We start from the raw sequence: 13,198 nt of genomic DNA on the forward strand, positions 1-13,198 counted from the left end.
AATACCACAAACAGGGTGGATGTCCCCTCCCCCGATCAAAAAAGCATTTAGTCTGCACCTATAAATACCGGATCCGGAAAAAACCGAAAACGGCGGGATCCGCACCCAGCTGCAACAGCCCGGGCCTCGAACTTCTGTCCCAGGGTGGTAAAAATTGTGAAATAGCGGCGTCTTCAACGCGCAACTCATTCCAGCTACGCTGATCGTTGCTCCAGTAGAAGCGGGTCCTTCGCCCGTCCGTAACGGTCATTTTAAAATAACAGACAAGCGCCCCGTTTATTTTAACACCGCCCAGGACTTTGCGGATATTCTCCTTTACACACCAGATCTCGATACTGTCATTTTTTATACCGATACCAAAGGCCTGGTCTGCATCGGCATAAACCGTTAATCCTTTGAGGGCACTATTCCGATTGAGAACAGCCGTAGTCATCTCATAGTTTGCAGAATAAGGTCTGATGGTCAATGCCGTGCCCGACCTGTTTTCCGCGCCGGGCGTTCCCGATAAATATAACCGTCCTTTTCCGGTCCTGATCACCGGTTGTGTATGCCTGAAGTCCCATTGCCATGCGGTATTCAGAGAAATGCCGGAAAAATCGTCTGAAAAATTCCTGACAGGATTGCCCGTTACAGGATGAAAAGAAGGCCAACCGGTCTGAGCGTCCCAATTTACGCGGGCCAGCATTCCCTGCCTGCCTGTATGCACATCTGTTGTTTTGTTGTACGCGTGAAAAAGATAATAATCCGCACCTTTTCTATCCGTTACGATCGTACCATGCCCGGTACATTTCCAGCCGTCAAAAGCATCCATTACAGGATTTTCCTCAAACCGGGTATAGGGGCCCTTTAACGTCCTGGATCTTGCTACGTTTACATGATAGCTGCATTGTAGTCCGCAACAGCCTCCTGCAGAATAAAACAGGTAGTAATAATTGTTCCGCCGGACAATGCATTGACCTTCCATACCTTTTTTTTCATCATCGCGCATGAGCATAAAGGGCTTGCCAACGGTCTTCAATCCATCATCCGACAGTTGATACCCCAATAGTTCTATTGGCCGGTCATCCAGTCCATAGGCTTTAAACGTAATATACCATACTCCGTTTTCCTCCACCATAAAAGCATCGATGGCTTCTTTGCCAAACTCCACTACTATACCTCTATCCGTGAAGCCTTTTTCCGGATCCTCAGCTGTAGCTACTCCGATACAGGATATGCCATCCGATTTTTTCCGTGCCGTATAATACACATAATAGATACCCTTTCTATACAATAACTCGGGGGCCCAAAAAGACGATGAAATCCAGTCCGGAGTTTTATTGAAAATATAGCCGGTCTGTTTCCAGTGGACAAGATCTCCGGATTTGAAAAGCGGGTAATGTGGGGCCCATTCCGACGAAGTGCCGGTGGCGTAATAGCTATTACCTACCCGGATCACCGAGGGATCGGCAAGATCTCCATGAATAACGGGATCAATGGTGTCCTTTGCTGCCGGTAACCGGCGATCGGGCAGCTGCGCAGGACGGGCAGCCGCGCAGGCGGCAGCAAAAAAAATGACGAACAGAAAACAGGTCACACGCATAGCATAAAATTTAGAAGCCAGGGCAGAAAGCAATACCTTATAAAAACAACATTCATCCGCGCCTCCTGAGCTCCGCAAATTTAATGGATCCAAACTGTAATCTTAAGCCGATATGCCTTTAAAGCAGCACTTTCCCCGCAGCAGCTTCTGCCCTTCCCGGGTCCATAAGCGCCCAACCTTATTATTAAGGCTGTCCTTCATTTGATTAAAACGCACATCATCTTCAAAAAAAAAACGGGCCGCGCACGTGCACCATAAATGTGATAAACAAGTTCAAACCGAGTAGGGCATTTACACAGGGTATAAAAAGGCAAAACCGGCAGAACCGATTCCCGTATACGCTTTATCGGGCACTGTGGGTATACAACTAATCCGGAAAGGATACGGAGTAAGGCCGGTCTGCTTCTGACACTCCCCGTTCTTTATTAGGCGTTGCGCTCATCTCCAGCTCTAAAACACCTCCGTTTGCAATATCCGCATACCGGATCCAGTTTTTACTATACACTTTATTGTTCAGTTTTGCTGCCCTGATGTATACGTTTTGCTCGCTGTTGTTTTTTGCCAGTACTGTAAACTTTTTACCGTTTTCCAGTGTAATGGTAGCCTTGCCAAAAAGTGGGCTTCCAATAATATACTGATCTGTGCCCGGGCAAACAGCGTATAACCCCAAAGCGCTCAGCACATACCAGGAGGAGGTTTCGCCCTGATCCTCATCACCCGGAAATCCGCTGGGAGTGGCGTTATAAATTTTGCGCATGATCTCCCGCAACTGTTTTTGAGATTTCCACGGCTGCCCTGAATAATTATAAAGATAAGCCGCATGCTGCACCGGCTCGTTACCATGTGCATACTGACCAAGTCCCTGCAGCACCATTTCCTTCATTTCATGTATCTCATGACCATAAGAACCATACTTTACGGTATTGGGAGCTGTAAAGAGGCTGTCCAGCTTTGCATTGAACCGGCCGGCACCGCCCATTAACTGAATAAGGCCGTTTATATCATGAAAAACCGACCAGGTCCATTGCCAGGGATTTCCTTCAGTGAATGGATCGCCCCACTCTACCGGATCAAAGTCCGCTGGCACCCAGTTGCCGTTCTTATCGCGGCCGCGTACAAAACCCACAGTTGTATCAAATACATTTTTATAATTATATATTTGCCTTTCAAATATATCCTCATAAAATTTATTGCCGGTAAGTTTCGCCAGCTGATACGCACACCAATCGTCATATGCATACTCCAGCGATTTAGCGCCGCTTTCAGAAACCTCCTTATAGGGGATATATCCCAAGCTAAACCAATAGGAACTTCCTTCCCTGCCGCTGGAACCGCCCCAGGGGCCTTTATTGGTAGCTTCATGGTAATAGGCCGCTAATGCCTTATACGGATCAAAACTCCGGATGCCCTTCACCCAGGCATCAGTTAATAAAGATATTGCGTGGTTACCGATCATTACACCGGACATACCAGGATTTGACCATGTAGGAAAAAAGCCGTACTGCTCCTGAGCATCCAGTAATGATTGCATATAGCGCCCCTGCATGGTCGGGTGCAGAATATTGGTTAACGGGAACTGTGCCCTGAAGGTATCCCAGAAGCCATTATCGGTATACATATAACCGTCATGAACTTTATCATCATAAGGACTAAAATAATAAGGGGTACCGTCTTCTTTCAGATCATAAAATTTATGGCTGAATAAATTTGCCCGGAATACGCAGGAATAAAAGGTTGCTTTATCATCCTCACTACCGCCTTCAACCCGCACCCTTCCCAGCAGTTCATTCCATACCTGATCTGCCGCTTTTTTTGTATCTTCAAATTTTGCATACCCGCCCAGTTCCTGCTTAAGGTTTAATGCGGCCTGTTGCGGGCTGATGTAGGAAGAGGACATCTTTACCTGTACACGGGTACCCGGCCGGAATTGTACAAAAGCACCCCGTTTGTCGCCGGAATCCGATAAGGCTTTTTCATTGATACTGCGCCCCTCGTTGCTCCAGGTGCCATAATTTACGAATGGCTGATCGAACTCGATAACAAAATGATTTTTAAAATTCCTGGGAATGAAGGTTCCATTCGTTACATACCCGATCAGTTTCCTTTCTTCCGGGATGATCTTTACAAAGGAAAATTGGGTATACCCATCCAGGACCAGATAGGCATCACCTCCCTTAGGAAAAGAGAACCGCATATGTGCTGCGCGCTCTGTGGGCGCAATTTCGGTAACTACATTGTTATCGAACTTCACTTTATAATAGGAGGGTTTTGCAATTTCATTGCCATGATCGAAGGCGGTTGCCCGCGCTTCCTCATTAACCACCAGTTTACCCCAAACCGGCATTAGGGAAAAAACACCGTAGTCCCCCATCCAGGGGCTGCACTGGTGCACCTGCTGAAAGCCCCGTATTGTTTTAGCTTTGTATGTGTATTTCCAGCCATCACCGTTCTTACCGGTCTGGGGCGACCAGGAATGCACCGGAAAGGGCAATGCAACAGTAGGATAAACATTGCCATAAGATAAATCCCAGCTGGAATTTGTTCCCTGCAGGGTGCTCACATAATCTACCAGCTGCCGCTGCGGCCGCGCTGTTAATGCAATACCCATACTGAACAGGCAGCACAGTAAGAATGTCTTTTTAATCATTTCTAATTAATTGAAAAGTCCGAAACCGGTAAATTACTTTTTAAAAGGCGTAAGGCTTTGCTGATATGCTTCTCCACCGTGCTGATCGAGATCCCCATAAAGCCGGATATATCTTTATAGGACAGATCCTCATTACGGCTGAGCAGGAAAGCGGTCCGGCATTTGTCCGGCAACATACTTATGGATAGTTCGATATTGGACGTAAGATCTTTAAGCTCGCAATGATAATGACAATGATGCCCCGCAAACATATTGCGGTGGGTATGCACCTGCTTCCGGTAAGCATTGCGTACTCCGGACGAACGAAACTCATTCAGGATCTTAAATTTCATCGACTTCATAAGATAGGCTTTTAGAGACACCTGGATCTCGATCCGCAGCCGCCGGTCGAACAAACTGAGAAAAATCTCCTGCACAATATCTTCCGCTAATTGCCGGGATGTCACCATCCGTTCTGCCACAGAGGCCAACAGCTCCCAGTACCGGCGGTATAGCTCATCAAATGCCCTGGTTTCCCCATTCTGAAACAGGCGAAAAAGCACTTCATCTGTCAAAATACTGTAGGTTTCTGCTTTTATCATAGCAATCGTTGTTTTTGATATACAATCGTTTCAAAAAAAATACTGCTGCAATAATGAAAAACTTCTGACACAAATAAGGTGATTTTTGTTTCATATATCTCCGTATTTGTTCCACCTGCCGGTATTTGTCCAAAATGTCCGGTAAATTAACTATTTTGTTGTGTCTCAGCTTTGTGATCGTCATAATGAAAGAAAGGGTACTGCTCATATTTATTTTTCTGCTTTTCAGAAGCACAGGAGGCATTGCACAATCCTTTTATTTTACCCACTACCAGGTAGACGATGGATTGTCAAACAATGCCGTTCTGTGCATGATGCAGGACAAGCTGGGGTTTATGTGGTTTGGCACACGCGACGGACTGAATCGCTTTGATGGATTGTCCTATAAAGTTTTCGGAAACGGCCCCCTGGATCCGAATACGATCGGGAGCAATGCGATCATGTGTTTGTCGGAAGATACGTATAAAAATATATGGGTGGGCACCGAAAAAGGGCTTTATGTTTTTGATCAGCTTACCGAAAAATTCACACAGTTTCCAAAAGCCGGCAACGGGGCCATACAGGCGCTTAAAGTGGTCGACAACAAAGTTTACTATATAACGCTCTATGTGCTTTACTGTTTTGACATCAGGACAAAAGCATTAAAAACATACACATTTCCCAATGAAGTAACTGCTTTTTCCTTATTTAAGGATGGCGCTCTTTGGATCACCTCTACAGCCGGGCAGGTAGCACGATACAATCCCGCAACAGACCGGTTCGACAACCTGTATAATGTCTTTACCAAATCCAGGAATACGGTTTCACAGCGGATACAATCTATTTGTGAGGCCGGAGCAGGCAAAATTCTGGTGGGCACTTCCAACGAGGGATTGAAATTACTCGACACAAAGAACGGGGATTATAAAGACCTGCTCACTTACAATGTAGACAGGACCGATATCAACGTAATGGACATCCTGAACACCGGTACAGATGAGTACTGGATCGCTACACAGTCGGGTATCTATATCATGGATCTCAAAAGCAATCAGTACAGTTATATCAGCAAGCAATACGAAGACCCCTATTCACTTTCTAACAATATCGTACAATCGCTGTTTGAAGACCGGCAGGGGGGCATCTGGGTCAGCACCTATTTTGGCGGGGTCAACTACTTCTCCACCCGGCAAATGATCTTTAAAAAATATTTTCCAAAAAAAAGCGAACCTTCCATCAGCGGATACGCCGTGGGTGAAATGAAAAGCGATAAAAACGGGAAATTATGGATCGCTACAGAGGATGCCGGTCTTAACCGGTTCGACCCGGCAACCGGGCGCTTTATCAACTTTAACCCCGCGGTAAAAAAAGGAAGCATTACCTACTCCAACGTTCAATGTTTGCTGGTAAGTGAGGACTCTGTATGGGCCGGCACTTTTTTACACGGCCTGGATCTTTTAAATCTGAAAGGAGAAAAAATACGAAACTACAATACGCTTAACTCTTCCATTGGCAGCAATTTTTCCGATGCCCTATTAAAAACTTCAACGGGTGTTATTATGGCAGGAACAGACAAAGGCGTTTACACCTTTAACAGATCAGGGAATACTTTTGAGCCGGTTCGGGCATTGCCACAAACGTTCTTCAGAGCACTAGGCGAAGACAGCTCCGGAAATATATGGGCAGGAACCTACGGAAATGGGGTCTATCAATACAATCTTAACACCAATCAAACGCAGCACTACCTGCTTTCACCCGGCACTAATAAAAGCGTGGCCAGCAATACGATCAATTATATTTTTTGCGGGGCCGATCATACAGTCTGGTTTGCCACGGAAGGTGGTTTGGGTAAGCTTAACTCCCGTACCGGCGCTTTAACTATTTACACCACCCAGCAAAATCTTCCGGCTAACGTTATTTACGCCATCGTGGAAGACGACAAAAAAGATCTCTGGCTCAGTACATCAAGAGGATTGGCCCGGTTTACGCCGTCCACCAATCAGGTAAGGGTTTTCTCCAAGTCGGACGGGTTATTAACAGACCAATTCAACTACCGGTCGGCCTGCAAAGACCAGAACGGCAATATCTACTTTGGAAGTATCAAGGGGATGATCAGCTTTCATCCGGATTCCATCCGCGAAACCCGGTTACCGGCTCCGGTGTACATTACCGGATTTCAGGTGTATAATAAAGAACTGCCGATTAATGCACAGTCGCCACTCCGGCAATCCATTCTATTCACATCCGGCATCACGCTGCCATACAACCAGTCTTCATTTAGTATTGATTTTGCTGCTTTGGATTACAGCTCACCGCTTACCATAAAATATGCCTATAAAATGGAGGGGCTGGATAAAACCTGGAACGTCCTGTCTACAAACCGGAAGGCTTATTTTACAGAGCTCTCACCCGGTAAGTATACCTTTATTGTAAAAAACATCAGTGATACCGGGCAGCAGCCGGCTCATTATGCCCGGTTAACCATCGAGATACTGCCGCCGCTCTGGCTCACCTGGGAGGCGTATCTGGCCTATATTGCGGGCACATTGTCCCTTACCTATTTTTTGATCATGTTCTTTATAAACCGGTCAAAAGAACGGCACAAAAGAAGACTTGAAAAAATGGCCTTTGAAAAAGAAAAAGAACATTATGAAGACAAAATTGATTTTTTTACCAATGTGGCTCACGAGATAAAAACGCCGCTGACCCTCATAAAAGGTCCGATGGAAAACATAATGGATGCGATCGGCACTTCATCCCCCATTCAGCGGAACCTGGATCTGATGAATCGCAATACCGACCGGCTGATGCATCTTGCCAACCAGATCCTTGATTTCAGAAAGATCGAGTTAAACGGTTTTCATCTGAACTTTGCACAGATCAATATTTCGGAGCTGCTCCGGGGAATTTATCAACGGTTCAAACCCATTGCGGACAGCAATCATCTCCATTTCGCACTGGCCGCTGATGAAGAGATCTATGCCTGTGCCGATGAGGAAGCCCTCATAAAAATATTCGGTAACCTGATCGATAATGCGATAAAATATGCAGCTACATCCGTTATGACCACATTGGAATACAGCAACCATAACAACAGCTACAGAATGATGGTAACCAATGATGGCTTTGTTATACCGGAAGGCGACCGGGAAAAAATATTCGAAAGTTTTTACCGGGTCAAAGATACCGCAGCGCAGTCCGGCACCGGAATCGGGCTCACGCTAAGCCGTACCCTCGCAGAGATGCACAGTGGAACCCTGGTACTGGATACCGGGGCAAAGGAGCAAAATGTATTTATCCTTGAGCTGCCGGTGAATCCCAATAACGGAAATTGATTTTTTATGAAACCCGTAATATTATTAGTAGAGGACAACAAGGATATACTTGACTTCATTGAAAACAATCTGGAAGATCAATACGAAGTAAAAAAAACCACCAACGGGAGGGATGCGCTGGCGGTGCTTCGCAATGAGATCATAGATCTCATCGTGAGTGATGTAATGATGCCGGTAATGGATGGATTTGAGCTATGCCGGACGATTAAATCAGATGTAGAGCTCAGCCACCTCCCCTGCGTACTGCTCACTGCAAAGAACACGCTGCAGGCCCGGCTCCAGGGGCTTGAGCTGGGTGCTGATGTATATATTGAAAAGCCCTTCTCTCCCAAACATCTCAAAATGCAGATCGCCAGCCTGCTGGCAAACAGGGCCAAGATAAAAAATTATTTTGCCAACTCTCCTGTTGCACATCTCAAAACCATTGCCCATACAAAGGCCGATGAGCGTTTTTTAGAATCGGTAAACCTTATTATTGAAGAACATTTACAGGAGCCGGAGCTCGATGTTGATCGCCTGGCCCGGTATATGAATATGAGCCGCACCACCTTTTACCGGAAAATCAATGCGATATCCGATCTTACACCAAACGACCTGATCAATTTAACCCGGCTAAAAAAAGCAGCTACGTTAATGAATGAAGGATACAATATCAATGAAGTATCGGACCGTGTGGGCTACAACTCCCCCAAGATATTCAGCAAAAATTTCGAAAAGCAATTCGGGATGATGCCTTCTGAGTACATACAGGAGCATCTGAAAGGGAAAAAGTAACGCCAGATAGTCCCGTCCCCCTGTGTCCGCATTTCCAGGTAACGCGTATCATCTGGCCCGTATACGCGGTTTATAAAATAGAGCTGTAAATAAAAAAATAATCACATAACAAACCACAGGCAGATAATAGGCGGCTGCCACATCTTCATCCGCTATTTTTCCCATAAAATAAGGCATCACGGAACCACCAACCACCCCCATCGAAATAAAAGAGGACGCCTGCTGGGTGCGCCTCCCGAGATTTTTAAGACCCAGGCTGAAAATAGTCGGAAACATGATGCTGAAAAAGAAATTGATCGCAAACAGTGCACCATAGGATACCCAACCCCATTTTTGCGCAACCACCAGGCAGGATAGAATGCTTCCCAGCGAAAAAACAGCCAGCAGCCGGTTGGGAGCGATCCATTTCATAAGATAGGTACCCACAAAGCGCCCGGCCGCCATCATTGCCATAAACAGCACCATCAAGCTCCCGGCCTTTTCATCGCTTAACCCCATTACATCATGCCCATAGTTGATAAAATAGCCCCAGGTACCGGCTTGTGCCGCTACATTAAAAAATTGCGCGATGGCCGCCCAGACAAAATGCCGGTGCTTTACCAATGTTTTCCCCGGAACCGGATCCACATTCTCAGCATCCGTTGCTCCGGTATGTCCGGCATGCGCAGCGAACATCAAAGGCATCCGCAGCAGCAGGAATACAACAGCAATAAGCAAAATAAATATCCCCAGGTCTATATATAAAATTTTTACCGGGCTGAGGCTGTCCTCCATATTATTGCCGGTATTGCCCAGCAGGAGAACCGTACCGATGGCAGGCCCTACAATGGTGCCCACCGCATTAAAAGATTGCGCAAAATTAACACGCCGGTCGCTGCTACGCTGGTCGCCCAATGCCGCGGCAAATGGATGCGCCACCGTTTCCAGAGTAGCCATACCACAGCCCAGTACAAATAGAGCGATCCTGAAAAAATCAAAGGACCCCGCATTGGCGGCAGGTACAAATAAAAACGTTCCGCCCGCAAAAAGGATCAGTCCAAGCAAAACGCCCGGTTTATATCCAAAACGTTTCATAAACCAGCCCGCAGGAATACTCATTACGAAATAAGCACCGAATACCGACATTTGAATCAGCCCCGACTGTGCCTTTGATATATTCAGCACATTCTGAAAATGCTTGTTCAGTACATCACTGATGGAATGCGCAACGCCCCATAACATAAACAAAGCCGTCACAAACACAAAAACAGGGATATATTTCTTTTCTGTAAACTTTATTTTTTCTATTGCTGAGGTGTTAGCTGTTATTGGTCTGTATATTGCTTTTTCCAGGAGTGATCTATGGTTGTTAAAACAGGCTTTATTTATTATAAGGCTCGGCTTTCAGCAGGTATTCCCCGTCCGGCAACAGCTTTTCATCAAAGGTGATCGTAATCCGCTTTGATTCGCCTCCAAGCAGTGTAAAGTAATTGCTATTCATTATCGCCGGCAGGATCCTCTCGCCGTCGCTTTTGCGGTATGCCTGTACCCGTATTGCAAAAGCTACGGACTTTTTCAAGTTACCAATGACCGCACTGATCGTGGCCCTTCCGTTATCCCTGGAAAGTTTTGAACTGATTTCCAGATCCGATTTGGGTAACCTGTTTAAATCCTTATAGTCATTGGGTTTATTGCCCCGCCAGTAGAAATTATCACTGATCAGTTTCCCGGCATCATCGGTTAACCGCAGTTTAATAAAATGGACAGCCGATAAACCCGTTGCCACTTTCTTAGCGCGGTATACTTCCATTTCATATAGAGAGTATCCCCATTGTGTAGCCCGCTTTACGCCCCGCATTTTTACATACCGCGCCGTTACCGGTTTAAAACGAATGGTTTCCAAACCTCCTTTTCCGTTTGTTGTGCTATATACCTCCTGCCAGCTGGAAGTGTCTACAGCCACCAACAGCCTGTATGCCTTACCATAAGCGGCTTCCCAGTTCAGCACCACCGAAGCTATCTCGGTTGGCGCGCCCAGGTCAATACAGATCCACTCATCATCATGGTATGCGCTTGACCATCGGCTTCCCCTATTATTATCTGCAACGCATAAGGCCGGCTCAAATACACCAGGCGACGAAGATGCGGTCACTGCTTTGCGGTAAGCCAGGTTGTCCACCGTAAAGGGAATATTGAAAAATGAAGTGGATGCATTGGACGGTGCATCCGATCTCATACTTTTTGAATATTTCTGCTGCAGACGGCCGTCCATATTATATACCTCCGCAACCGCGGTAACCTTGCGTGCATCTGCCGGTGAAGTATTCACCACATTAACGGCGTTGTCTGCAGGATTCCACTGAATGTGTACCGGCTCGCAAGCCTTTTTAACGCCCCAGTAAGCACCGTTCAGATCATAGTAATAATCATAGGTCTGCCATACAAAAGACGGGTAGGCCGACTGACTCATCCAGGTCATTACACCAGACGCATCATTCCACATATGATGTTGCCACCCCTCATACAATGCTTTATTGGTTTCAATATTCAGCAACTGCGCTTTACGGCAAAAGTCCTCGATACCCGTTGCGGTTCCGTAACTTTCATTAATGCTTTTCTCATACCGGTCCGGACCACCGTTGGCTGCAGACTTTCCAAAAAAATGTTTATCCCACATATCATTGCGCGGCCACCAGTCTTTTTGAGGCATGAATTTTTTAAAGCTCTCAAATGTGGTGAAAACAGCGGTCCCGATCTCCGTGCGAAATCCCCACCCGCTATTACCTCCAAAGCCTCCGGGATATTTCGTAAAATACCAATCCGGCTGAAAATTGGTCCAGGGGCCGCTTCCGGTCAAAGCGTCGCTGTGCGAATTGGCCTGATACCAGCGGTCTCCTTTGTCATAGGCGTTCACATTCTCGCGCAGCCAGCCGTTTAACGGAGGTAGCGGATAACCCTCATTATCACCGCACCAAACGGCAATGCTTGCATGGTTGCGCAGGCGCCTGATCTTTTCCACAGCGTTCCTGTTAAATGCAAAAACATCTTCCGGCAGATTGGGGTGTGAGTTCAGCCAGAAATCATCCCAAACCATGATGCCGTACTTATCGCAGGCATCATAAAATTCTTCGTCGGTCACGGAACCGATCCAGTTGCGGATCATGTTCATGTTCATTTCTCTGTGCAGCTTTACCTTCAGGCCATATTCTTCGCCCCGGCAGCGCAACAGATATTCGCTCATGCCCCAGTTGCCTCCCTTAACAAAAACCCTTTTACCGTTAATATACAAATGAAGTACGCTTCCTGTTGTATCATACGCATATTCCCTGATCCCGAATTTTATTTCCCGGCTATCCAACACAGCACCATTCGCAACGTACTTAATGGAACAGGTGTATAAATGAGGGGCGCCATAGCCGTTGGGCCACCACAGTTTTGGGTTCTTAACCACCAATTGCTTATATGTAGCCGTATCAAAAGATGCTTCCACTTCCTTTCCGGCGGCAATTTTAAAGTTCCGGTGCAGCTCAATATTGCCGGGCTGGATATTTATAATACACTGCCCGCTGATGTCCTTTTCGCTGCCATTACGAAGACCGGAGGATATGGACACCACGCCCCGGTCGGCCGCCGGCACCCGGGTTCTTATCCAGGGATCCTCGATCGTAACGCCGCCGGTCACTGATAAAAACACATCGTCAGTGATACCGGATAGCAAGCCGGGCACAGAAGGCATCCAGTCCCATCCATCGCTTGAAATATAGGTCGGGCTCTGATAATTAGGGATGGGTGTTGGTGGATAAGCCACCAGCACGGCCAGCACATTCTTCCCACTCCGGTTCAGCAGGCGGGTTATATTAAAATGACCACGCTGCATAAATCCGTCCAGCATCCCCAGACGGTAACCATTCAAAAACAGCTCTCCTTTCCGGTTAATACCCTCAAAATTCAGCCATACATTTTCACTGTTGGAGAAAGACGGAGTATTGAATACCGCGCGGTACCAAAAATTCCGGTTATATTTATGCTTGTCTACCTGGTAAATATTGTCGCCAAAGTTGGGATCCTTTTCTATTCCGGCTTCTACATAAGAGGTAAAGACCGTACCAGGCACTACGGCCTTTATCCAGTTCTCAGCAGGGTAGTTTTCAGAGAAGATCTTAATACTGTCCCGGCCAACTTCGTCCTGTGACCGCAGCTTCCAAGAGCCGGTACCGGCACTACTGTTTAAGGAAATTACCCGCTGGGCGGCTACATTTCCTGCAATAAAAACGCAACAAAATATGAGTACAATTCTTAACATCCTTATCCAGGTTTGCAT

7 protein-coding genes are annotated in these 13,198 nt (G+C 46.5%); 2 read left to right on the forward strand and 5 right to left on the reverse strand.

Annotation, left to right across the window (positions count from 1 at the left end; genetic code table 11):
- Positions 1–58: 58 nt before the first annotated feature.
- The 3 genes from LL912_RS04925 to LL912_RS04935 all read right to left on the reverse strand — a co-directional run bounded on the left by LL912_RS04925 (position 59) and on the right by LL912_RS04935 (position 4,810).
- Positions 59–1,582, reverse strand: a complete 1,524-nt coding sequence (locus LL912_RS04925) for a glycoside hydrolase family 43 protein (RefSeq protein ID WP_235552443.1) — start codon at positions 1,580–1,582, stop codon at positions 59–61.
- A gap of 367 nt (positions 1,583–1,949) precedes the next feature.
- Positions 1,950–4,229 (reverse strand): GH92 family glycosyl hydrolase, encoded by a 2,280-nt coding sequence (locus LL912_RS04930; RefSeq protein WP_235552444.1) that lies wholly within the window; start codon positions 4,227–4,229, stop codon positions 1,950–1,952.
- 2 nt (positions 4,230–4,231) lie between these two features.
- On the reverse strand, positions 4,232–4,810 hold the full coding sequence (locus tag LL912_RS04935; RefSeq protein ID WP_235552445.1) for an RNA polymerase sigma-70 factor: 579 nt from the start codon (positions 4,808–4,810) through the stop codon (positions 4,232–4,234).
- 185 nt (positions 4,811–4,995) lie between these two features.
- Here LL912_RS04935 and LL912_RS04940 point away from each other — a divergent pair, with 185 nt between their 5' ends.
- Together LL912_RS04940 and LL912_RS04945 are read left to right on the forward strand one after the other, a co-directional pair.
- Positions 4,996–8,124 (forward strand): ligand-binding sensor domain-containing protein, encoded by a 3,129-nt coding sequence (locus tag LL912_RS04940; RefSeq protein WP_235552446.1) that lies wholly within the window; start codon positions 4,996–4,998, stop codon positions 8,122–8,124.
- A gap of 6 nt (positions 8,125–8,130) precedes the next feature.
- Positions 8,131–8,898, forward strand: a complete 768-nt coding sequence (locus LL912_RS04945) for a response regulator transcription factor (RefSeq protein WP_235552447.1) — start codon at positions 8,131–8,133, stop codon at positions 8,896–8,898.
- Positions 8,899–8,946: 48 nt separating this feature from the next.
- On the opposite strand, the gene fucP is transcribed toward LL912_RS04945, so the two are convergent.
- On the reverse strand, positions 8,947–10,269 hold the full coding sequence (gene fucP / locus LL912_RS04950) for an L-fucose:H+ symporter permease (protein WP_319941326.1): 1,323 nt from the start codon (positions 10,267–10,269) through the stop codon (positions 8,947–8,949).
- Positions 10,259–13,180, reverse strand: coding sequence for a discoidin domain-containing protein (locus LL912_RS04955; RefSeq protein ID WP_235552449.1), 2,922 nt, complete (start codon positions 13,178–13,180; stop codon positions 10,259–10,261). Before LL912_RS04955 ends, fucP begins: the two co-directional genes overlap by 11 nt.
- Between the last annotated feature and the right edge of the window lie 18 nt (positions 13,181–13,198).

This window comes from Niabella agricola, from assembly GCF_021538615.1.
GTDB classification, from domain to species: Bacteria; Bacteroidota; Bacteroidia; order Chitinophagales; family Chitinophagaceae; genus Niabella; species Niabella agricola.

Bases quoted from the DNA above. Each gene is read 5' to 3' on its own strand.
- LL912_RS04925 (WP_235552443.1), bottom strand. From the start codon at position 1,582: ATGCGTGTGACCTGTTTTCTGTTCGTCATTTTTTTTGCTGCCGCCTGC.
- LL912_RS04930 (WP_235552444.1), bottom strand. From the start codon at position 4,229: ATGATTAAAAAGACATTCTTACTGTGCTGCCTGTTCAGTATGGGTATT.
- LL912_RS04935 (WP_235552445.1), bottom strand. From the start codon at position 4,810: ATGATAAAAGCAGAAACCTACAGTATTTTGACAGATGAAGTGCTTTTT.
- LL912_RS04940 (WP_235552446.1), top strand. From the start codon at position 4,996: ATGAAAGAAAGGGTACTGCTCATATTTATTTTTCTGCTTTTCAGAAGC.
- LL912_RS04945 (WP_235552447.1), top strand. From the start codon at position 8,131: ATGAAACCCGTAATATTATTAGTAGAGGACAACAAGGATATACTTGAC.
- LL912_RS04955 (WP_235552449.1), bottom strand. From the start codon at position 13,180: ATGTTAAGAATTGTACTCATATTTTGTTGCGTTTTTATTGCAGGAAAT.